This is a genomic window from Alloalcanivorax gelatiniphagus, from assembly GCF_005938655.1.
GTDB lineage: Bacteria > Pseudomonadota > Gammaproteobacteria > Pseudomonadales > Alcanivoracaceae > Alloalcanivorax > Alloalcanivorax gelatiniphagus.
This window is the reverse complement of sequence record NZ_VCQT01000046.1, coordinates 152,016-171,197: the sequence shown is the minus strand read 5'-3', so window position 1 is coordinate 171,197 and position 19,182 is coordinate 152,016. Positions and strand designations below refer to the sequence as shown.

The 19,182-nt window shown below is 64.7% G+C and carries 20 protein-coding genes; 8 read left to right on the top strand and 12 right to left on the bottom strand.

Going from position 1 to position 19,182, the window contains the following annotated elements; genetic code table 11:
* Both argJ and FGS76_RS18375 read left to right on the top strand, forming a co-directional pair.
* On the top strand, positions 1 to 1,203 hold the full coding sequence (gene argJ, locus FGS76_RS18380) for a bifunctional glutamate N-acetyltransferase/amino-acid acetyltransferase ArgJ (protein WP_138774113.1): 1,203 nt from the start codon (positions 1 to 3) through the stop codon (positions 1,201 to 1,203).
* A 120-nt stretch (positions 1,204 to 1,323) separates the two neighbouring features.
* Positions 1,324 to 2,253, top strand: a complete 930-nt coding sequence (locus tag FGS76_RS18375; RefSeq protein WP_138774112.1) for a Nudix family hydrolase — start codon at positions 1,324 to 1,326, stop codon at positions 2,251 to 2,253.
* 73 nt (positions 2,254 to 2,326) lie between these two features.
* Here FGS76_RS18375 and FGS76_RS18370 read toward each other — a convergent pair whose 3' ends face one another.
* The 5 genes from FGS76_RS18370 to pilB all read right to left on the bottom strand — a co-directional run bounded on the left by FGS76_RS18370 (position 2,327) and on the right by pilB (position 7,073).
* Positions 2,327 to 2,518 (bottom strand): DNA gyrase inhibitor YacG, encoded by a 192-nt coding sequence (locus tag FGS76_RS18370; RefSeq protein ID WP_138774111.1) that lies wholly within the window; start codon positions 2,516 to 2,518, stop codon positions 2,327 to 2,329.
* Positions 2,508 to 3,113 carry a dephospho-CoA kinase gene (gene coaE, locus FGS76_RS18365; RefSeq protein WP_138774110.1) on the bottom strand — a complete coding sequence of 202 codons (606 nt, stop codon included), beginning with the start codon at positions 3,111 to 3,113 and terminating at the stop codon, positions 2,508 to 2,510. Before coaE ends, FGS76_RS18370 begins: the two co-directional genes overlap by 11 nt.
* 118 nt (positions 3,114 to 3,231) lie before the next feature.
* On the bottom strand, positions 3,232 to 4,101 hold the full coding sequence (locus FGS76_RS18360) for a prepilin peptidase (RefSeq protein WP_138774109.1): 870 nt from the start codon (positions 4,099 to 4,101) through the stop codon (positions 3,232 to 3,234).
* A gap of 3 nt (positions 4,102 to 4,104) precedes the next feature.
* Entirely contained in the window at positions 4,105 to 5,331 is a 1,227-nt protein-coding gene (locus FGS76_RS18355) for a type II secretion system F family protein (protein WP_138774108.1), read from the bottom strand.
* Between the two features lie 20 nt (positions 5,332 to 5,351).
* Positions 5,352 to 7,073 (bottom strand): type IV-A pilus assembly ATPase PilB, encoded by a 1,722-nt coding sequence (pilB, locus tag FGS76_RS18350; RefSeq protein WP_138774107.1) that lies wholly within the window; start codon positions 7,071 to 7,073, stop codon positions 5,352 to 5,354.
* Positions 7,074 to 7,406: 333 nt separating this feature from the next.
* Here pilB and FGS76_RS18345 point away from each other — a divergent pair, with 333 nt between their 5' ends.
* The 3 genes from FGS76_RS18345 to FGS76_RS18335 all read left to right on the top strand — a co-directional run bounded on the left by FGS76_RS18345 (position 7,407) and on the right by FGS76_RS18335 (position 10,035).
* Complete coding sequence (locus tag FGS76_RS18345) at positions 7,407 to 7,844, top strand: pilin (protein ID WP_138774106.1); 438 nt, start codon at positions 7,407 to 7,409, stop codon at positions 7,842 to 7,844.
* 56 nt (positions 7,845 to 7,900) lie between these two features.
* Positions 7,901 to 8,626 carry a bifunctional protein-disulfide isomerase/oxidoreductase DsbC gene (dsbC, locus tag FGS76_RS18340; RefSeq protein ID WP_138774105.1) on the top strand — a complete coding sequence of 242 codons (726 nt, stop codon included), beginning with the start codon at positions 7,901 to 7,903 and terminating at the stop codon, positions 8,624 to 8,626.
* A gap of 101 nt (positions 8,627 to 8,727) precedes the next feature.
* The gene (locus FGS76_RS18335) at positions 8,728 to 10,035 is read left to right on the top strand and encodes an O-antigen ligase family protein (protein ID WP_138774104.1); all 1,308 of its coding nucleotides are present in this window, start codon (positions 8,728 to 8,730) and stop codon (positions 10,033 to 10,035) included.
* Positions 10,036 to 10,151: 116 nt separating this feature from the next.
* Here the strand turns inward: FGS76_RS18335 and FGS76_RS18330 are convergent, their stop codons facing one another.
* The 7 genes from FGS76_RS18330 to FGS76_RS18300 all read right to left on the bottom strand — a co-directional run bounded on the left by FGS76_RS18330 (position 10,152) and on the right by FGS76_RS18300 (position 14,653).
* Positions 10,152 to 10,679, bottom strand: a complete 528-nt coding sequence (locus tag FGS76_RS18330; protein ID WP_138774103.1) for a hypothetical protein — start codon at positions 10,677 to 10,679, stop codon at positions 10,152 to 10,154.
* Positions 10,676 to 10,975 carry a nucleotidyltransferase domain-containing protein gene (locus tag FGS76_RS18325; RefSeq protein WP_138774102.1) on the bottom strand — a complete coding sequence of 100 codons (300 nt, stop codon included), beginning with the start codon at positions 10,973 to 10,975 and terminating at the stop codon, positions 10,676 to 10,678. Before FGS76_RS18325 ends, FGS76_RS18330 begins: the two co-directional genes overlap by 4 nt.
* Positions 10,976 to 11,083: 108 nt before the next feature.
* Positions 11,084 to 11,458: a glycine zipper family protein gene (locus tag FGS76_RS18320; RefSeq protein WP_138774101.1), complete on the bottom strand. Its 375-nt coding sequence runs from the start codon at positions 11,456 to 11,458 to the stop codon at positions 11,084 to 11,086.
* Positions 11,459 to 11,575: 117 nt separating this feature from the next.
* On the bottom strand, positions 11,576 to 11,989 hold the full coding sequence (hepT, locus tag FGS76_RS18315) for a type VII toxin-antitoxin system HepT family RNase toxin (RefSeq protein WP_138774100.1): 414 nt from the start codon (positions 11,987 to 11,989) through the stop codon (positions 11,576 to 11,578).
* A complete protein-coding gene (gene mntA, locus FGS76_RS18310) occupies positions 11,979 to 12,380 on the bottom strand; it encodes a type VII toxin-antitoxin system MntA family adenylyltransferase antitoxin (RefSeq protein WP_170214515.1) in 402 nt (133 codons plus the stop codon). The genes hepT and mntA overlap by 11 nt, the downstream gene beginning before the upstream one ends.
* A 58-nt stretch (positions 12,381 to 12,438) precedes the next feature.
* Positions 12,439 to 13,326 (bottom strand): carboxylating nicotinate-nucleotide diphosphorylase, encoded by an 888-nt coding sequence (gene nadC / locus FGS76_RS18305; protein WP_138774098.1) that lies wholly within the window; start codon positions 13,324 to 13,326, stop codon positions 12,439 to 12,441.
* Positions 13,319 to 14,653, bottom strand: a complete 1,335-nt coding sequence (locus FGS76_RS18300; RefSeq protein ID WP_138774097.1) for an alanine/glycine:cation symporter family protein — start codon at positions 14,651 to 14,653, stop codon at positions 13,319 to 13,321. The genes nadC and FGS76_RS18300 overlap by 8 nt, the downstream gene beginning before the upstream one ends.
* A gap of 308 nt (positions 14,654 to 14,961) precedes the next feature.
* Between FGS76_RS18300 and FGS76_RS18295 the strand changes: the two genes are divergently transcribed.
* The 3 genes from FGS76_RS18295 to FGS76_RS18285 all read left to right on the top strand — a co-directional run bounded on the left by FGS76_RS18295 (position 14,962) and on the right by FGS76_RS18285 (position 19,026).
* Positions 14,962 to 17,256, top strand: coding sequence for a DUF1631 domain-containing protein (locus FGS76_RS18295; protein WP_138774096.1), 2,295 nt, complete (start codon positions 14,962 to 14,964; stop codon positions 17,254 to 17,256).
* 258 nt (positions 17,257 to 17,514) lie between these two features.
* Positions 17,515 to 18,054 carry a 1,6-anhydro-N-acetylmuramyl-L-alanine amidase AmpD gene (gene ampD, locus FGS76_RS18290; protein ID WP_138774281.1) on the top strand — a complete coding sequence of 180 codons (540 nt, stop codon included), beginning with the start codon at positions 17,515 to 17,517 and terminating at the stop codon, positions 18,052 to 18,054.
* A gap of 147 nt (positions 18,055 to 18,201) precedes the next feature.
* On the top strand, positions 18,202 to 19,026 hold the full coding sequence (locus FGS76_RS18285) for a CobD/CbiB family protein (protein WP_138774095.1): 825 nt from the start codon (positions 18,202 to 18,204) through the stop codon (positions 19,024 to 19,026).
* Positions 19,027 to 19,182 lie beyond the last annotated feature (156 nt).

Genomic DNA, 19,182 nt, shown 5'->3' with positions numbered 1-19,182 from the left:
ATGACACAGACGCAATGGTTCCCGGTGGCCGGGGTCAAACTGGCCGCCATTGAAGCGGGTATCAAGAAGGCCAACCGCAAGGATTTGGTGGTGATTGAGCTGGCCGAAGGCAGCCGTACCGCCGGCGTGTTCACCACCAACCGCTTTCAGGCGGCGCCGGTGCAGGTGGCGCGGCGCAATCTCAAGGAAAGCGCGCCGCGCTATCTGATGATCAACACCGGCTACGCCAACGCCGGCACCGGCGACAAGGGCTTCGCCTATTGCGAGGAAACCTGCCTGTTATTGTCCGAGCTGGCCCATTGCGCGCCCTCGGAGGTGCTGCCGTTCTCCACCGGTGTGATTGGCCAGGCCTTTCCCATGAAACCCTTCGAGGAAGGCTTGCCGCGGGCTCTGGAAAGCCTGGATGAGCACGGCTGGGGCCGGGCCGCGGAAGGCATCATGACCACCGACACGGTGCCCAAGGTGGCCAGCCGTCGCATTGAGCTGGACGGCGAAACCGTGACCCTGACCGGCATGGCCAAGGGCGCCGGCATGATCAAGCCGAACATGGCCACCATGCTGGGCTTTATCGCCACCGACGCCGGCGTTGCCCAGCCGCTGCTGGACCGCTGGCTGAAAAGCCTGGCCGACGTGTCCTTCAACCGCATCACCGTGGACGGCGACACCTCCACCAACGACGCCTGCGTGCTGATCGCCTCGGGGCGCAGCGGAGTGACCATCGAGGATGGTGATTCCCGGTCGGCGGCCATGCTCTACGAAGCGCTGGAAGCGGTGTTCGTGGAACTGGCCCAGGCCCTGATCCGGGACGCGGAAGGGGCCAGCAAGTTCGTATCGATCCAGGTGTCCGGCGCCGACAGCGACCGGGATGCCCAGGTCGTGGCGGAAACCATTGGCCACTCGCCGCTGGTGAAAACCGCGCTGTTCGCCTCCGACCCCAACTGGGGGCGGATTCTCGCCGCCGTCGGCCGCGCCCCCATCGAGCGCCTGGATGTGCGCAAGGTGTCGGTGTGGCTGGACGACGTGCGGATCGTCGCCGAAGGCGGCGTGGCCGACAGCTACACGGAAGAGCAGGGCGCCCGGGTGATGGCCCGCCCGGATATCACCATCCGCGTGGACCTGGGCACCGGCCAGGGCCAGGGCCAGGTGTGGACCTGCGACTTCAGCTACGACTACGTGAAGATCAACGCCGAATACCGCACCTGACCGCTGGATCGCGGCTGAAGCCGCCTACGGCTCCACCCACCCCGCCGTAGGAGCGGCTTCAGCCGCGATCCGCTTCAGCGCAGCCGCGACCAAGCCCAACGTCCCGGAGCCCCACACCCCATGTCCTCCCCCCTCCCCGAAATCGTCGTTGTCGCCGGGATCATTCCCGATGGCCATGACCGCCTGTGCCTGAGCCGGCGCCCGGAGCACAAGCACCAGGGTGGCCTCTGGGAATTCCCCGGCGGCAAGGTGGAGCCCGGCGAGGCGCTTGACCACGCCCTGGCCCGGGAGCTGCACGAAGAGCTGGGCCTGGATGCGGTGCGCTCCCGCCCGTTTCTCACCGTGCGCCATCGCTACCCGGACCTGCGGGTCACCCTGCATTTCCGCGAAGTCACCGCCTTTACCGGCGAGCCCCATGGCCGGGAGGGCCAGCCGGTGGAATGGGTGCCGCGCACGGAACTCTCCGCCCGCGCCTTTCCCGAGGCCAACCGGCCGGTGGCGGTGGCGCTGCAACTGCCGCCGGAGTGGGTGATTCCCCCTGAGGACCTGGACGAGGCGACGGTGATCGCCGGCCTGGGCCGTCTGGATGCGGCCCGCCAGGGCGTGTACCTGCGGGGCTGGAGCACTCACCCCGGCGTGACCGCCGCCTGCCGTGAGCGGGGCTTGCGGTTCTGGGTGCGTAACGACGCGGCTCTGGCCACCCGGGAGGGGGCGTTCGGGTTGCACCTTAACGGCCCGGCTCTGGCCCGGGCGGCCGAAGAAGGACGCCCGGCGTTCGACGGGCTTCTGTCGGTGGCGTGCCACGACGCCACGCAAATCGCCCAGGCCATGGCGGTGGGGGCTGACATGGCCACCCTGTCGCCGGTGCGCGCCACCCCCACCCATCCGGATGCCTCGCCGCTGGGGTGGCAAGACTTCCAGGAATTAGTGGCGGGTAACCCGCTGGTGTTCTATGCGCTCGGCGGTGTCGGCCCCGAGGACCTGGCCACCGCCCGGGAACACGGCGCCTATGGCGTGGCCGGTATTCGCGGGCTCTGGCCCGGCGTTTGACGGGCGTTTTGGATCGCGGTTGAAACCGCTCCTACAGGTCGCCGCCTTACCGTAGGAGCGGCTTCAACCGCGATCAGCTCAAATCGTCCAGATCGTCCGTGGGCGCGTCCGGGTCGCCGGGAATGCTGTGACGTTCCGAAGCCCATTCACCCAGATCGATCAGCTTGCAGCGTTCACTGCAGAACGGCCGCCAGGGATTGTCGTCCCAGCGGGTGGGTTTCTTGCATTGGGGGCAGGGGTAGATGCGAGTGGGTTTATCCGCCATGTCGTTCCGCGAGTTTCAGATAGGTTTGGTGCAGCGCTTCCAGGCGTTCGTGGAGCAGCGCCAGCGGGCCGTGGTTTTCCACCACGTCGTGGGCCAGGGCGCGGCGTTGGTCGCGCTGCATCTGCGCTTTCATGATCGCCGCCACCTGGGTGTCGGGCACCTGGTCACGGGCCACGGTGCGGGCCACCTGAACGTCCGGCGGCACATCGATCACCAGAATCCGGTGCACCATGTCCTTCTGACTGCCTTCCAGCAGCAGCGGTGACACCAGCACCGTGTAAGGGGTGCTGCTGGCCAGAATCTGGCGGCGCAGCTCCTCGCCGATGGCCGGATGGGTGATGGCCTCCAGATCCCGGCGGGCGGCCTCGTCGCTGAACACGATGTCACGCAGGGCACGGCGGTTCAAGGTACCGTCGGTTTGCAGCACGGGCTCGCCGAAGCGGTCGACGATGGCGTCCAGGGCCGGTTGCCCCGGCTCCACCACCCGGCGCGAAGCCAGGTCCGCGTCCACCACGGCAATGCCGCGCCTGGCCAGATAATCGGTGGCGGCGGTCTTGCCGCTTCCGATGCCGCCGGTCAGTCCCACTACGAACATGGAAGGCTCCTCGGAAAAGCGAAGACGATACAGGATGCAGGATACAGGATACAGGGGGATCGCGGCTGAAGCCGCTCCTACGCGGGTGGGGTAGGAGCGGCTTCAGCCGCGATAGGCGTTACAGTGCGAACAGCCCCAGATAACCGCTGACGATTTCCTCGCCCCACAGCAACGCGATCCAGCCGGCGATGGCCAGGTAGGGGCCGAAGGGAATGCCCTGGCCCCGTTTGACGGCGCCGGTGGCCATCATCGACAGGGCGAACACCAGCCCCACCAGCGACGACAGCAGGATCACCAGGGGCAGGTACTGCCAGCCCAGCCAGGCGCCCAGGGCGGCGAGCAGCTTGAAGTCGCCGTAGCCCATGCCTTCCTTGCCGGTGACCAGCTTGAACACCCAGTACAGGCTCCACAGGGACAGGTAGCCGGCCATGGCGCCGATCACCGCATCCGGCAGGGGCACCGGGGACACCCCGACCAGCGCCGCCAGCAGGCCGGCCCACAGCAGCGGATAGGTCAGGTCGTCCGGCAGCAGGGTGGTGTCCAGATCGATCACCGCCAGCGCCAGCAGGGTAAAGCTGGCGTACAGGGTAAACACCAGCCAGATGCCGTAACCGAATCGCCAGGCGCACAGCGCCGCCACCAGGGCGGTGAGCAGCTCGACCACCGGATAGCGCTTGCCGATGGGCGCGTCACACTGGCTGCAGCGGCCCTTGAGCGCCAGCCAGCTGACCACCGGAATGTTCTCGTGCCAGCGGATGCCATGGCCGCAATGGGGGCAACGGGAGCGGGGCACCACCAGGTTGAACACCGGCTGGTCCTCGGCGGGCTGGCCGAGCAGTTCCCGGGCCTCCCTTTGCCAGCCGGCCTCCATCATTTTCGGTATCCGGTGGATCACCACGTTCAGAAAACTGCCCACCAGCAGACCGAACAGGGCGGTAACGATGATCAGCGCGGTGGGGCTGGCGGCGAGATACTGCAGAGGCGTCACCGTTTATACCACCTGGCCGAGCTGGAAGATGGGCAGGTACATGGCGATGATCAGCCCGCCGATCAGCACCCCCAGTACCGCCATGATCAGCGGCTCCAGCATGCTGGTCAGGCCGTCCACCATATTATCCACCTCGTCCTCGTAATAGGTGGCCACCTTGGCGAGCATGGCGTCCAGGGAACCGGACTCCTCGCCGATGGCGGTCATCTGCAGCGCCATGGCCGGGAACACGCCGGTGGCACGCATGGCGAACTGCAACTGCTGGCCGGTGGCCACGTCGTCCTTCACCGTCAGCACCGCCTTGCGATAGACCACGTTGCCGGTGGCGCCGGCGCAGGCATCCAGGGCCTCGATCAGCGGCACCCCGGCGGCGAAGGTGGTGGACAGGGTGCGGGCGAAGCGGGCCACGGTGGCCTTATGGGTAATGGGGCCGATGATCGGCAGTCGCAGCAGCAGGCGGTCCACCGCATCGTGGAAGCCCCTGGAGCGCTTGCGTCCCTCCACGAAGCCGAAGATCAGCCCGGCGGTGATCAGCAGGATAAGCAGGAAATTGGCCTGCAGCCCTTCCGACAGCCCGATCACGAACTGGGTGAAGGCGGGCAGCTCGGCGCCAAACCCCTCGAACAATTCCTGAAAAGTCGGTACCACTTTAACCAGCAGAATGCCGGTGACGATCACCGCCACCACGATCACGGCGATGGGGTATTTCACCGCCTTTTTGATCTTCGCCTTCAGGGCTTCGGTTTTTTCTTTATACAGGGCCACCCGATCCAGCATGGTCTCCAGGGAACCGGAGGCCTCGCCGGACTCGATCAGGCTGCAGTACAGATCGTCGAACAGGCGCGGGTGCTGGCGCAGGGCGCCGGCGAAATTGTTGCCGCCCTCCACGTCCACCTTCAGCTTCAGCACCACGTCGCGCATGGAAGGGTTGTCCAGGCCATCGGCGACGATCTCGAACGCCTGCACCAGAGGCACGCCGGCCTTCATCATGGTGGCCATCTGGCGGGTGAACAGGGCAATGTCGATGGGCTTGATTTTCTTCTTGCCACCGAGCAGGGACATCTCCCGCTTCTTGACCACCTTCTTGGCCTGGATACCCTGTTTGCGCAGTTCCGCGCGCACCAGCGCCGGGCCCTTGCCGGAGACCTCGCCCTTTACCCGGGCGCCCTTGCGGTCGATACCTTCATAGACAAAGGTCGCCGTCTTTTCCTGTGCCGCGGTTTTCGCCATGTATTTACCCTTGCCCCCGATTAATGGCCGCTGGTCACGCGGCTCACCTCCTCAAGGCTGGTGACACCGTGCATGACCTTGATCAGGCCGGATCGGTAAAGATCATTGAAGCCTTCCCGACGGCACTGATCGCCAATCTGGATGGAATTACCTTCTTCCATGATGATGCGGCTGATGCCGTCTGTAATGCGGACGACTTCGTAGATCCCCACTCGCCCCTTGTAGCCCCCCCTGCATTTATCACAACCCTCGGCATGGGGGCCGTACACAGTAAAACCGGTTTGCAGGTCGGCGTCCGTGAAACCCATCTCAAGCAGGGACTGAGCGGGCACGTCCACCTTCTCCTTGCAGTGCTCACAGAGCCGGCGAGCCAGGCGCTGGGCGATGATCAGGATCACCGAGGTGGCGATATTAAAGGACGGCACGCCCATGTTGCGCAGCCGGGTCAGCGTTTCCGGAGCGCTGTTGGTGTGCAGGGTGGACAATACCAGGTGACCGGTCTGGGCGGCTTTCACCGCGATCTCCGCGGTCTCCAGGTCACGGATCTCCCCCACCAGCACCACGTCCGGGTCCTGACGCAGGAACGCCCGCAGGGCGGAGGAAAAATCCAGCCCCTGTTTGGGATTGACGTTGACCTGGTTGACCCCTTCCAGGTTGATCTCCACCGGATCCTCGGCGGTGGAAATATTGCGCTCCGGCGTGTTCAGAATATTCACGCCGGTATAAAGAGAAACGGTTTTCCCCGAGCCGGTGGGGCCGGTGACCAGAATCATGCCCTGGGGTTTTTCCAGGGCGTCCATGTACATCTGTTTCTGTTCCGGCTCATAGCCCAGGGCATCGATGCCCATCTTGGCGCTTTCCGGGTCCAGAATACGCAGTACGATCTTTTCGCCGAACAGGGTCGGGCAGGTATTGACCCGGAAATCGATGGCCCGGGTCTTGGAAATCTTCAGCTTGATGCGCCCGTCCTGGGGCACGCGCCGCTCGGAAATATCCAGGCGCGCCATCACCTTGAGGCGGGCCGCCAGCTTGCTGGCGATGTTCACCGGCGGCTTGGAAACGGTCTGCAGGATGCCGTCCTGGCGGAACCGCACCCGGTAGTTCTTTTCATAGGGTTCGAAGTGCAGGTCCGAGGCGCCGCCCTTGATGGCATCCAGCAGCAGCTTGTTGACGAAACGCACGATCGGCGCGTCATCGGCGCCGGCCCCGGCGTCCTCGCCACCGCTGGGCGCCGGCGCCGTATCGGCGGTTTCCAGGTTGTCCAGATCATCGTCCAGGTTCTCGAACGCCTTGCCTTCCTGCTCCGACTCCACCTGGTCGATCCAGCGCCGCAACTTGTCGTCCTCGACGATCACCGTTTCCACATTGAGGCCGGTGTTGAAGCGGATCTCTTCCAGTGCGGGCAGGTTGGTGGGATCGGACACCGCCACGAACAGGCGGCTGCCACGGCGCATCAAGGGCAGGATGGTGTGCTTGGTCACCAGCCTGGGGTCGACGATGTCCTTGATCACGTTTTCCCGGGAGAAGGCATTCAGGTCGAGCAGTGGGTCGCCGAACTCCTCCGCCGCCGAGCGCGCCACGGCCATGGCCGGCACCTTGCCGGTGGCCACCAGATGATGAACCAGGGGTGTCCTGGCATCGCGGGCCTCCGTCGTGGCGGTCTGCGCCGCCTCCATGGACAGATGTCCTTCCTTTACCAGGCGGCGGGCGAGGCCGCTCAGGGACGATACGGAACTATTCATGGGCGATGGTCGGAACAATAGTCTGGTTATGGGAAAAAGGTCTTACCCCCGGGCAAGAGATTGGCAGCCTTGCCGGAAGCTGTAAAGGGCGTGTAATCAGACATTTGGCGAACACAGCTGCGAAGACGCCTGAAGCTGACGCTGAAGGTCAAGGCACCTGACAAACCCTGTCACCGGGTGACAAAAAAAGGCACCCCGACAGGCCCTATGCGCCCCGCGATGCCGGACAAACCGGGCGTGAAGGAGTTGGCCCAATAGCTGCATAAAGTGGATGCAGGCGCTCGCCTCGGGGGTGAGCACGTATAAAAAAGTTTCCAGTGCGGAGAGACTGTTATGAAACAAGTGCAGAAGGGTTTTACGCTGATCGAACTGATGATCGTGGTGGCGATCATCGGCATTCTGGCGGCCGTGGCGCTGCCGGCTTATCAGGACTACACCACCCGCGCCAAGGTGAGCGAGTGTGTGGGCATGATTTCCGCCTGTAAGACCGCGGTTACCGAGTACTACTCTTCCCAGACTTCCATGCCGACCTCCGCTTCCGTTGCGGGATGTACCTCTCAGACCGCTAGCAATGGTTCCCAGTACTGCGAGGACGCGGTGGTTGACGGCACCGACATTCGCGTGAAAGTGAAAGCTGGCGCCGGCGTGGGTACCGCCTGTGATCTGGTCCTGACTCCGGTCGGCGCGGATGCCAACGGCAGCCCGATCACCGGCTGGACCGGCAGCTCCGATTGTGAGCCGAAATATGTGCCGGCTAACTTCCGTTCTTAATCCCTGAGTGTTAAATAAAAAGGCGCCCTTGAGGCGCCTTTTTATTTGGAGAGGATATGCGAATTTTTCTGCTGTTGTTCATAGGCGGCTTTGCCGGGTTGGCACTGGCCGACGACAACGCCGAGATTATCCGGAAGTCCATGGAGCGCTCCCAACTGGGCGCCAAAATCGAGTTTATCAAGCCCAGCAAAATGCCAGGGCTTTACACCGTTGGTCTGGAAGGTGGCCGGGTTCTGTACGCCAGTGCGGACGGTGGTTTCTTCCTGCATGGCCGGCTCTATCAGGCCACCGACGGCGGAACCATCAATCTGACCGACCAGCAGGAACGGGAAGGTATTGCCCGTAGCATCGCCGGCCTGGACGAGTCCGATATGATCGTGTTCCCCGCTGACGATGAGAAGGCGGTGGTTACCGTCTTCACCGATACCACCTGTCCTTTCTGTCACAAGCTGCATGAAGAAATGGAAGACCTCAATGAGGCGGGTATCACCGTGCGCTACCTGGCTTACCCGAGGCAGGGCCTGAAGTCGGACGCCTTCGATACCATGGTGGCTGTCTGGTGCTCCAAGGACCGCCGGAAAGAGTTCTCCAGGGCTATGGATGATAATCGCATCAAGGCCCCGGCCTGCGATAATCCGGTCAAACAGCAGTACCTGCTGGGCCAGCAAATTGGTCTGCAAGGTACCCCGACCCTGATTTTCGAGGACGGCTCCGTGGTCAGTGGCTACCAGCCGGTGTCGGTAATCAGCAAAATGGTCGAGTCACTGAAGGACGGGGGCTGACCGCTCTGTCCCCGTCGCGGCCATTTCGGTGGGCTGGCGCGGCCCTGCTTTTCACTGTCGCCGCCGGGCTGCTGGTCATTCTTCAGCCCTGGTTGAGGGTGGTGTCGGTCCAGGAATTCGACTTCCAGCGCTGGGTGGAGGTGTTCTGGCTGGTGTTTGCGGGGGCGCTTTCCTTTCCTTATCTGGTGGCACGATGGGCTGATCGTCCCGTGCTCTCCGTCGTGGTCCTGGCGGTGGTGCTGGGTGCGCTTCTCTCAGCCTGGCATGCCTATGGTGTCAGCTTCCTGTGGGCAGCGGTTCTCCGGCCCGTTCTGTATATTTCCCTGATGGTGGGGTTCGGGCACGCCTGGGCGGGGAGTGGTGTTTCGCTCAAGAGGGCGTTCTCGGCCACGGTACTGTTCGGGCTCGGCGTTTATCTGCTTTATTCCGTACTCGGCGCGGCCGCGCTGGCGCTCTCCGGCGTGTTTTCCAAGGTGTACCTGGTCTTCGGTTTTTCAAACGTCAATCATGCCGCCGGCTTTTTGCTGGCGACCCTGTTGATCCTGCCAGGCCTTGCCTCGCCCTTTCCAGCAGAGCGGCGGGCGGTCCGCCACATCATTAACCTGCTCTCCGTATGGATCGCGTTTCTTTTGCTGGCGATCGGTTCCCGAGGTTCTTTTCTGGCCTGGCTGGTGGTGGCGGGTTTGTGTCTGCTGCACCGGCACCAAAAACAGGTGAGCGGTTACCTGCGGGGCCAGTTGGTCGCCGTGGCAGGCGGCTTGCTGCTTTACGGGCTGTTGCGTATCGCATTATTGCTGACCAGTGCCCATGCCTTTCCAAGTGCGCGGCCGCTCACCGAAGACAGCGGTCGTATTGAGCTTTACCTGAAGGCCTGGAACGGGGCCCTGGAATCTCCTTGGCTGGGGCATGGCCCGCTAAGTTATGCGGGGATCTCCGGGGAGCTTCTCGGGCACGCCCACAATACTATTCTGACCACGCTGTACGAAGTGGGCTTTGTTTGCACGGCGCTGATTCTGGGTATTCTGGCGTTCATGGGCGCCGTTCTCTGGCGGGCCAGGGAGCGGATCATGGCCAACCCGGTGGGGCTGCCGGGGCTGGCCGTTCTGGTGGCGTTCGCGGTACACAGCCAATTCAGCGGATTGCCGATGATTCCGGCCACCATGTTGATGGTGACGATCGCGGTAGGGTTCGTGGCGTCGTCCTGGCCGATGGCCGCGCCCGCCCTGCCGCCCGCCCGGTTGATCACCGGCACCTTGGCCGGTGCGGCGCTGGCGGCCTGCTACCTGTTCATGGTTATCAGCTACTGGCAGGCGATTGATGGCCAGGTACTGCAAAAGCCCAGGTTCTGGTTACAGGGTGGCACGGAAACCTGGTTATCGCCGGCCGGCGCTCAGCTAAGAACCCGATAGCCGCGCCCGCGCATGCAGGAGTCATTCAGTAATTCAGAGTAATTCAGGGCAGTAATTCAGGGTCGGACCACCGTAACGAGATGATTGTATAGTGGTTTTTGCTTACCAAGGGCGGCTCAGAGAGGCTTAGGAAGCCGATCTTCGTTAATGGCAAGACGCTTGATAATGTCCGCGCGGAGACGGTTGTAACTGTCAATAAGCATCAACGACTGGCTCCGAGCTTGCTGGAGTGCTTCAGCGAAATCCCGAGCGTTACGCATATATTCATGCACCAGCCGGTTGCGGAGTTTGCGGGCCATCAGCCACTCCTCGGTGCTTTCAATAACTTGAAGCCGTTCAGCACGGTTCAAGTTCTCGATCTGACTACCGGGTGATTCGGCAAGCGCGTCCAGCCATCGGGGAATCAGCTTATCGGCCATCGTGTCCTGCATTCGGCCAAACCGGGACACGAAGGCTTCCAGTCGGACGGCCTCCTCCGGGTGCTCTTCAAGGGCCTTCACCCAGTTCAGGTCAGGGTCGAGATCGCCCGAGAATAGACTTCGCCAGCTATAGAGAAGGTGCGCACCCTCCCGTTGGACCAGATCCAGGGTCCACAGCAGACGATCCACTGGAAGCAGCTGCGACCACGATTTGGTGTCCGTCATAGAGGTCGTCCGGTGGCCAGGGCGTGGTCGTGAACGGGGTTGAGTACAACATCCGGGTCAACCACCAGAATGTCGAAAGGCTGATCGCCTAGCCGAAGTTGCAGCCGGGCGGCGAGTCTCAACTCTTTTTCCACACGTTGGGTGCAGGGGTGTGGAAGGGTGACGATCAGATCTATATCGCCGCCGCGGGCCTGATCGTCCAGTCGCGACCCGAACAGGCGCACCCGTGCCTGGGTGCCGAAAATTTCCGCCACGGCGCTTTTGATCGTTTCGACCTGGGTGTCGCTGAGTCGCATTGCCGGATTCGCTATACCGAGTGTCGTTCTCATGTTACCCGAATCGTGGAAACACGCGAACAGGGCGGGTATGGCGGGTAATCAGCGCCTCAATGGCGCGATTTCACCTCAGTTCAACACCCGATAACCCCGCCCACGCATACAGTTCTTCAGCACCTGTTCCTTCTCCTGTTGGGCGCCGCCGGCCTTGCTGGCGCCGCCGACCACCGCGCCGCCGCCGGCCATGGTGGCGGCGGTGCCGGAGTTGCCGAAGATGGCGCCGAGCAGGCCGCCGATGACGGCGCCGCCCACGGCGCCTTCTGCGGCGTCACGGCCGGTGCCAACCTGGTCGGCGGTGGCCTGGCACTCGGCCAGATCCTGTTGGTATCGGGCTTCGTCCACGTTCTGCTTATCAACGATAACGCGGTCGGTGGAGGCGCAGGCGCTGAGCAGCAGGGTGCCGAGGGTCAGCGTGGCGAGGGTACGGGGAAAAGGCGGTCGCATGGTGGGGCTCCTTGGCGAAAGGCCAGCCTGTCACAGGCTTTTATCATAGAAGCTCGCCCGCCGGTGAGCCAGCGGGCGGTGTCGCGGTTTAACAGGGTTTTAAGCGGTCGACTGGGGTCAGTCCGGTTGTTGCAGTGCGATACGCGCGAATTCCACCAGATCATCCAGGTGGCGCTCGATGATGGCCACCACGATGGGCAGCTGCATCTTCTGATAATTGTGCACGGCGGTATTTCGAAAGCCGACCATCTTCCGGAGCACTTCGCCCAGCCTGCCTTCGATATAAGCGCTGTCGGCCAGCAGGTTGAACAGGTCTCCGGAACTTTGCGGCACGCCCAGACGATCCCGTTTCACCAGGTAGGCGGCCAGATCAATGGCGGCTTCGCAGGCACGTTGTATGTTCAGAATCGCCGCGTCCTGCCGGGTGAAATCTTGCGGAAAATGCCGGCCGGCGTTGCGATACTCTTCCCGGGCCCGATTGCAGCAATGCTCAATGGTGGCGGCTTTATTGACAATAACGTCATCGACCATAGACGGACCCCGTTTCCCGGATCCGTTCCATAATCGGGCGCCGGGTAATTTCCCAGTCCCAGTATTCGCGCTGGGCGACGGAGACAAAAAGGTCGCCGGCATGATCGGCCTGCCACAACACCTGTCCTTTACTGACCACCTGATATTTCATGACGGTGCTGGCCTGTCTCAGGTCCACCAGATCCACCGGGCATCCGGCCAGATCAGCCAGCGTTGAGGACAGCTCCCATAGCAGCAGGGGATCAAGGGGCTGGTTGCTTAAAAGTGCGATATCCAGGTCGCTGTCCTTGCCGTCGGTGTGGTCCGCCGCGCTGCCGAACAGGAAGACGGCGCGTAGCTCGGCGACGGTATCGCGGAGCAGGTCTACCAGCGCATCAAGATCATGGCCCATAAGGTTCGCCATCGGGAGGCAAGTCGAGATTCTGATACTACCCGTCGTTGCTTGCCCGTCAAAGTGGTGGGGCGACCAGCCGCAGCGACAGGTCCACCGCCTGCACGTTCTTGGTCAGGGCGCCGGAGGACAGGTAAAGGTCGCGCTGGCCGGGCAGGGCGACGGCGTCCTCCAGGGTGCGGTTACCGGATACCTCCAGGGCGCTTTGCGGGGCCAGATCCATGGCCTCGGCGATCATCGCCGGGCTGAAGTTATCGAGCATGATCTGGTCCGGTTCCAGGGCGGCGGCCTCGCGCAGCTCGTCCAGATTTTCCACTTCCACGATGATCTTCTTGCCCGGGCCCTGTTCGCGGGCGGCGCGGATCGCCGCGGTGATAGAGCCGCAGGCGGTGATGTGGTTTTCCTTGATCAGGAAGGCGTCGTACAGGCCCAGGCGGTGATTCTGGCAGCCGCCGCACAGCACCGCGTATTTCTGCGCATCGCGCAGGCCCGGCAGGGTCTTGCGGGTGTCCAGGATGGTCACCCGAGTGCCGGCCACGGCGTCCGCGTAGCGGCGGGCGGTGGTGGCGATGGCCATCAGGGTCTGCAGGAAGTTCAGGGCGATGCGTTCACCGGTGAGAATGCGCCGGGTATTGCCGCGCAGGGTGCAGAAGGTGGTGCCGGCCTCCAGCAGGTCGCCGTCGTGGGCGTGCCATTCCAGGGTGACGCCGCCGAGCTGGCGGAACACTTCCTCGGCCCAGGCGCTGCCGCACAGCACCGCCGGTTCGCGGGTGAGAATGCTGGCGGTGGCGGTGCCGTGTTCGGGGATCAGGCCGGCGGTGAGGTCACCGTCGCCCAGGTCTTCCTCGATGGCGAACGCCACGGTGCGTTGCAGATGGCGCCGAGCGTACTCGGGCAGCGGAATGCCGGTCCGCGTTGTCTCGGGCTGGGGGGCGGTATCACTCATGTCGTTCAAAAAACTCTTTGCTCAGGCGCACCACCACGGGTGCCAACAATAACAGGGCGATCAGGTTGGGGACGGCCATCAGAACGTTCATGATGTCGGCCAGTGCCCACACCAGGTCCAGGCCGACCACGGCGCCCACCGGCACCATCAGTACCCAGATCACGCGGAACGGCGTCACCGCCCGCTCGCCAAACAGATACTGGGTGCAGCGTTCGCTGTACAGGCTCCAACCCAGCAGGGTGGTGAAGGCGAACACCGCCAGGCCGCAGACCACCACCACGTCACCGAAATCGCCGAAGGTGCTGGAGAACGCCAGGGTGGACAGGGGCGCGCCCTTTTCACCGCTGGTCCAGGCGCCGGAGGCGATGATCGCCAGACCGGTGACGGAGCATACCACGATGGTATCGATAAAAGTGCCCAGCATGGCGATGCTGCCCTGGCGGGCGGGGTGGTCGGTATTGGCGGAGGCATGGGCGATGGGCGCGCTGCCCAGGCCGGCCTCGTTGGAGAAAATGCCACGGGCCATGCCGAACCGGATCGCCTCCTTGACGGCGGCGCCGGCGAAGCCACCGGCGGCGGCGGTGCCGGTGAAGGCGTCGTTGAAACACAGGGCCAGGGCCGCCGGCAGCTGGGCGGCGTGGTCGGCGAGCACCACCAGGCCGGCCAACAGGTAGGCCAGGGCCATGAACGGAACGATAAAGGTGGCCACCCGGGCGATCCGCTTGACCCCGCCCAGCACCACCAGGGCCACCAGCACCGCCAGAACCAGGCCGGTCACCCAGGTGGGCACGCCGAAGCTGCTGCTCAGGCCGTGGGCCACGGAATTGGCCTGCACCGTATTGCCGATGCCGAACCCGGCGAACATGCCGAAAAACGCGAAGATCAGCGCCAGCCAGGCCCAGTTCTGGCCCAGGCCGTTGCGGATGTAGTACATCGGGCCGCCCACATACTGGCCACGTTTGTCCTTCTCCCGGTAGTGCACCGCCAGTACCGCTTCGGCGTATTTGGTGGCCATGCCCACCAGGGCGATCAGCCACATCCATACCAGTGCCCCGGGGCCGCCGGAGTGGATGGCGGTGGCCACGCCGACAATGTTGCCGGTGCCGATGGTGGCCGACAGCGAAGTGGCCAGGGCAGCGCCGGCGGCGATGGTGCCCTCGCCGGTGGATGGCGCGAAGATCTGCCGGAAGCCGAAGCCCAGCCGCCGCAGCGGCAGAAACGCCAGGCGCAGGGTCAGATAGATGCCGGTGCCGGCGATCAGAATCAGCGCCGGCCAACCCCATAGCACTTCGCTGATGGCCTTCAGGGTGGTGATCAGTTCGCTCATGGGTGGACCTTCCCCGATACTGGTGGGCATTATTATGGGATGGCGCCGGCGCCCATCGGCTGCGCGGCGACGGACCCAAGAGTAGGTAAATCCGCCGCCGGGTGAAAGCGGCGCCGCAATCATCAGATAAAAGGGTGAAGGTGCAAACTGGTTCAATATACCGATGCGGACGGCGTGCTACCGTGCTATCCGTGTGAGGAAGGTTTGAGCGATACGTTAGCGACGACGACGGGCACCCCCGGGTCCCCGTGCCATCCTTTCTCCCTCTCCGCCACGACCATCGCCACGCGCGAAGGAAGACCTGACCCATGGCCAAGGTAACGCGATTAAAACCGGTGGAAGGCGGCAAGCGCGCCGAACAGGCGCGCCCTGTCCGCGATTTGCCCCGTCCCCTGGAAGGGGTGCGGGACCATGTGGTTCAACGCTGCGGCGTGATGTTGTCGGACATGCTGGATGGCGCCGATGACACCCTTTTCGGCCTGGCGGAGAAAGAAACCGACAGTGAGCGGGATCGCTATTTCGATGCCATGCGAGAGCTGCGCATTCAGCGCACCGGCATTGAAGCCGGTTTCCGCCGCGCCCTGATCGATCTGTTTCAGGCCACCGGGCAGAACCCGGAATCCGGGCCCCGGGTCAGCGACCCGGTGGACGTGGAGAACCTGTCCCTGGTCCAGCACGACGAGCTGGAAATCTCGGTGGCCCTGGACAACCTGGGCCGCCGCGCCCGCAACGGCTGCGAGGACGCCCTGGGCGCTTTCCGCCACCGGGTGGAATACCTGTTCGAGGGGCAGCGCCGCATTACCGAAAAGAACAACCCGCTGGAGCCGCGCAACCTGGCGGTCTGCTTCGCCGCCGGTCTGGAGCGGCTGTCCCTGGATATCCGCGCCCGCCTGATCGTGATCAAGCTGTTCGAGCGGGTGGTGATGGATGAGGCCTGTGCCCTGGTGACCGAGTCCAATCGCCTGATGGCCGACGCCGGGGTGCTGCCGACCATGAAGAGCGCGCCGCTGCCCACCGGCACCCGTCCGGCGCCCTCCGGCGCCGGCGGACGGACCCCGGCCCAGGGCCAGCCCGGCGCCGACACCTCCACGGCGGCGCCAGGCTCCGCCGCCGGCGGGGCGCCGGCCGGTGACGACCAGATGTTCGGCCTGCTGCAGGAGCTGCTCACCACCCTGCGCGGTCTGGGGCCGGTCCCCGGCGCGCCGGCCGGTATCAGCGCCCCGGCGGGCCCGCCGCCGGCCTCCGGCATGGCCGTGCTGCAGAATGGGGTGGCGTATTTCAACGGCGCGCCGCTGGCCGGCGACGCCCATGTGGAAGCGGTCAGCAGCCAGGACCTGTTTGGCCTGCTGACCCGGCTGCAGCGGCTGGAGCAGGCGCTGGAAGGGGCGCCGCCGGTTGACCGTGACCTCAAGGGTGAACTCAGCGAGCTGCTGGACGGCGAGCACGGCGAGGCCATCCACGCCCTGGAACAGGCGGATGACGATGTCATCAACCTGGTGTCCATGCTGTTCGATTTCATTCTCGACGACGACGGCCTGCCGTCGGAGATCAAGGCCCTGATCGGCCGCCTGCAGATTCCGCTGCTCAAGGTCGCCATCGCCGACAAGACCTTTTTCAGCAACGAGGAACACGAAGCCCGGCTGCTGCTCAACACCCTGGCCCGGGCGGGCAGCCAGTGGGACCCCCAGCAGGGCCGCGACGATGAGCTGTATCAGCACATCCACCGGTCAGTGCACGCCATCATCGACGATTACGACGAAGACGCCGGCCTGTTCCGCGATTTGCTCGACCAGTTCGACGCTTACTTCCGCGCCCAGCACGACCGCGCCGAGCGGGTGGCCGAACGGGTCCGCGAGGCGGAAGAGGGCAAGGCGCTGGCCGAGCAGGCCGGCGCGGCGGTGCAGACCCTGTTGGCCGGCCGGCTGGACGGCCGCTCGGTACCCGACGTGGTGGTGCGGTTGCTGCGCCAGGGCTGGCAGCAGGTGCTTTACCTGACCTGGTTGCGCGAGGGCCCGGACAGCGACGCCTGGCGCCGCCAGGCCAAGGTGGTGGACGCGGTGATCTGGAGCGTGCTGCCCCACCGGGGGCAGGCGGATCTGCAACGGCTCGGCGACCTGGCGCCGAAGCTGCGGCGGGCGCTGGAGCATGGCCTGCGCGGCATCGAGTACGACCCGGTGGAAGCCCGCGCCCTGCTGGACGACCTGGCCGGCGTGCACAATGCGCTGCTGGAAGGACTGGAAACCGAACGGGTCACGGTGCCGGAGACGGTGCGCACGCCGCCTCCGGAAACCCCGGAGCTGCCCGACGACCATGAACAGGTGGTCCGGGCCCGGGCGCTGCGCCCCGGGCAGTGGGTGGAACTGGGTGACGGCGACGAAGCCCGCCGGGCCAAGCTGGCCGCCAATATCCGCGACGGCGCCAAGCTGGTCTTTATTAACCGCCGTGGCATCAAACTGTGCGAATACACCGCCGCCGGCCTGGCCGCCGCCCTGGAACGCGGCGAAGTGCGCCTGATCGAGGAAGGCGCTTTGTTCGACCGGGCGCTGGAGGCGGTGATCGGGGACCTGCGGCGGCGGCATCAGGGAACGGTTGGCGATAGTTGAAAGTTGAAAAAGTTGAAAGTTAAAAGTTAAAAGAGCCGACCCGGAAGGTCTGCTTGTAGCTTGTAGCCCGGTGAACGCGGGGCACACCCTAGCCGCCCCACCAAACCCATGCCGCGTTTCAACTTTCAACTTTCAACTTTCAACTTTCAACTTTCAACTTTCAACTTTCAACTTTCAACTTTCAACTTTCAACTTTCAACTGCGCCGGGGGCTGCCCGGCGCTTGCAGCTTGCCGCTTGCCACCCGAAACTACCTCCCATGCTGACCCTCACCGACCACTGGATCGACCAGGCGCGCCGGGTGCCGTCGCCGAATTTCAATGAGCGACCGGACCCGGAGGATATCGCCCTGGTGGTGATCCACAATATCAGTCTGCCGCCGGAGCGGTTCGGGGGGCCGTGGATCGAGGCGTTTTTCCAGAACCGCCTGGATAGCGACGCCGATCCCTATTTCCAGACCCTCCGCGACCTCAAGGTGTCGTCCCACTTTCTGATCCGCCGGGACGGCGAGCTGGTCCAGTTCGTGGCCTGCCACCAGCGCGCCTGGCACGCCGGTGTGTCCCGCTGGCGCGGGCGGGACAACTGCAACGACTTCTCCCTGGGCATCGAGCTGGAGGGCGCCGACCATATTCCCTACGAAGAGGCCCAGTACCACCGGCTGAACGGGCTGCTGGGCACCCTGATCGCCCACTATCCCCGGCTCTCCCGGGATACCCTCACCGGCCACGAACACATCGCCCCGGGCCGCAAAACCGACCCCGGCCCGGCCTTCGACTGGACCCGCCTGTCGCCCAGGTAGGAGCGGCTTCAGCCGCGATACACCGTGCGGCGCCGGATCGCGGCTGAAGCCGCTCCTACACTGCATCCGCCGCCCGGTGGCGGCAATCGCGGCTCGCCGGCCGGTGCCGTATGATGCGGAAAACGGTCCGTTCGGAGATCCGCGATAATGAAACTCTTGGTGTTGTTGCTGGCGCTGGCCCTGCGCCGCCGGGATGGTGGCTGGCCCGCCTGGCTGAGCCGTGATGATCGTCACCGCCGTTTTCTGGCGGCCCTGGCCCCCGGTGGCGTGGTCGGCTGGTGGCTGGCGGTGGCCCTGCCGGCGCTGCTGGTGGCCCTGCTGTTCGCCTGGTTCCATGGTGTCGGTGGTGGCCTGGCCACGCTGCTGTTGGGCACGCCCCTGTTGCTGTGGCTGGTGGGCGTGCACAGCGAATTCCGGCGCCTGGATACCTTGCTGGTCAAGGGCCGCATGCAGGATCAGGAGGGCCTCACGACGGGCGCCGCCGAGTCCTTCGACCAGCCCGCCGGCCCCTGCGACGGGGATTGGTTCGACGGCCTTTGTGCCCGGGTGCTGGAGCAGGCGGCCCTGCTGTTCGCGGTGGTGTTCTGGCTGTCGGTGCTGGGCTTCGGCGCGGTGGTGCTGCTGGTGCTCAACCGGGCCTGGCTGCGCCGGGATCCCCAGGCCGGAGACTGGGCGCGGAGCCTGGACGCGGCGCTGTGCTGGATACCGGCGCGGCTGACCGTGCTGGCCCTGGCTCTGGTGGGGCACTTTGGTGCCGTGATCGGCGCCGCCGCCGGCCGTCTGTGGCGGCTCGATGACGGCCACGAGCTGCTCGGCGCGGTGGCCGCCGCCGCCCTGGCCCGGGAAACGGCACCCCGGGAGCCCTCGTTCCAGCATGGCGTGGACCGCCTGGAAGCCCTGCAGGGCCTGCTGTTGCGGGCTCTGGCGGTGTGGCTGATCTTCGCCGCCCTGTGGGTGCTGCTGCCCACCTGAGCCGGCGGATCGGGCCGGCGATCTTGTTGCAATTTCCGGCCCGGCGGTGCGTGGCCGGGCAGTCACGCAAACTGGTAGTATACCGAGACGGTCTATTTACCCAGGCCGTTTCCTTATCCTTGCCGGTGTGGTGATCCCGCGCCGGCCTTGGCAACG

What these genes read in the sequence shown, in the direction of transcription:
- argJ (WP_138774113.1), top strand. Translation starts at nt 1, where the DNA reads ATGACACAGACGCAATGGTTCCCGGTGGCCGGGGTCAAACTGGCCGCC.
- FGS76_RS18375 (WP_138774112.1), top strand. Translation starts at nt 1,324, where the DNA reads ATGTCCTCCCCCCTCCCCGAAATCGTCGTTGTCGCCGGGATCATTCCC.
- FGS76_RS18370 (WP_138774111.1), bottom strand. Translation starts at nt 2,518, where the DNA reads ATGGCGGATAAACCCACTCGCATCTACCCCTGCCCCCAATGCAAGAAA.
- coaE (WP_138774110.1), bottom strand. Translation starts at nt 3,113, where the DNA reads ATGTTCGTAGTGGGACTGACCGGCGGCATCGGAAGCGGCAAGACCGCC.
- FGS76_RS18355 (WP_138774108.1), bottom strand. Translation starts at nt 5,331, where the DNA reads ATGGCGAAAACCGCGGCACAGGAAAAGACGGCGACCTTTGTCTATGAA.
- pilB (WP_138774107.1), bottom strand. Translation starts at nt 7,073, where the DNA reads ATGAATAGTTCCGTATCGTCCCTGAGCGGCCTCGCCCGCCGCCTGGTA.
- FGS76_RS18345 (WP_138774106.1), top strand. Translation starts at nt 7,407, where the DNA reads ATGAAACAAGTGCAGAAGGGTTTTACGCTGATCGAACTGATGATCGTG.
- dsbC (WP_138774105.1), top strand. Translation starts at nt 7,901, where the DNA reads ATGCGAATTTTTCTGCTGTTGTTCATAGGCGGCTTTGCCGGGTTGGCA.
- FGS76_RS18330 (WP_138774103.1), bottom strand. Translation starts at nt 10,679, where the DNA reads ATGACGGACACCAAATCGTGGTCGCAGCTGCTTCCAGTGGATCGTCTG.
- FGS76_RS18325 (WP_138774102.1), bottom strand. Translation starts at nt 10,975, where the DNA reads ATGCGACTCAGCGACACCCAGGTCGAAACGATCAAAAGCGCCGTGGCG.
- FGS76_RS18320 (WP_138774101.1), bottom strand. Translation starts at nt 11,458, where the DNA reads ATGCGACCGCCTTTTCCCCGTACCCTCGCCACGCTGACCCTCGGCACC.
- hepT (WP_138774100.1), bottom strand. Translation starts at nt 11,989, where the DNA reads ATGGTCGATGACGTTATTGTCAATAAAGCCGCCACCATTGAGCATTGC.
- mntA (WP_170214515.1), bottom strand. Translation starts at nt 12,380, where the DNA reads ATGGGCCATGATCTTGATGCGCTGGTAGACCTGCTCCGCGATACCGTC.
- nadC (WP_138774098.1), bottom strand. Translation starts at nt 13,326, where the DNA reads ATGAGTGATACCGCCCCCCAGCCCGAGACAACGCGGACCGGCATTCCG.
- FGS76_RS18300 (WP_138774097.1), bottom strand. Translation starts at nt 14,653, where the DNA reads ATGAGCGAACTGATCACCACCCTGAAGGCCATCAGCGAAGTGCTATGG.
- FGS76_RS18295 (WP_138774096.1), top strand. Translation starts at nt 14,962, where the DNA reads ATGGCCAAGGTAACGCGATTAAAACCGGTGGAAGGCGGCAAGCGCGCC.
- ampD (WP_138774281.1), top strand. Translation starts at nt 17,515, where the DNA reads ATGCTGACCCTCACCGACCACTGGATCGACCAGGCGCGCCGGGTGCCG.
- FGS76_RS18285 (WP_138774095.1), top strand. Translation starts at nt 18,202, where the DNA reads ATGAAACTCTTGGTGTTGTTGCTGGCGCTGGCCCTGCGCCGCCGGGAT.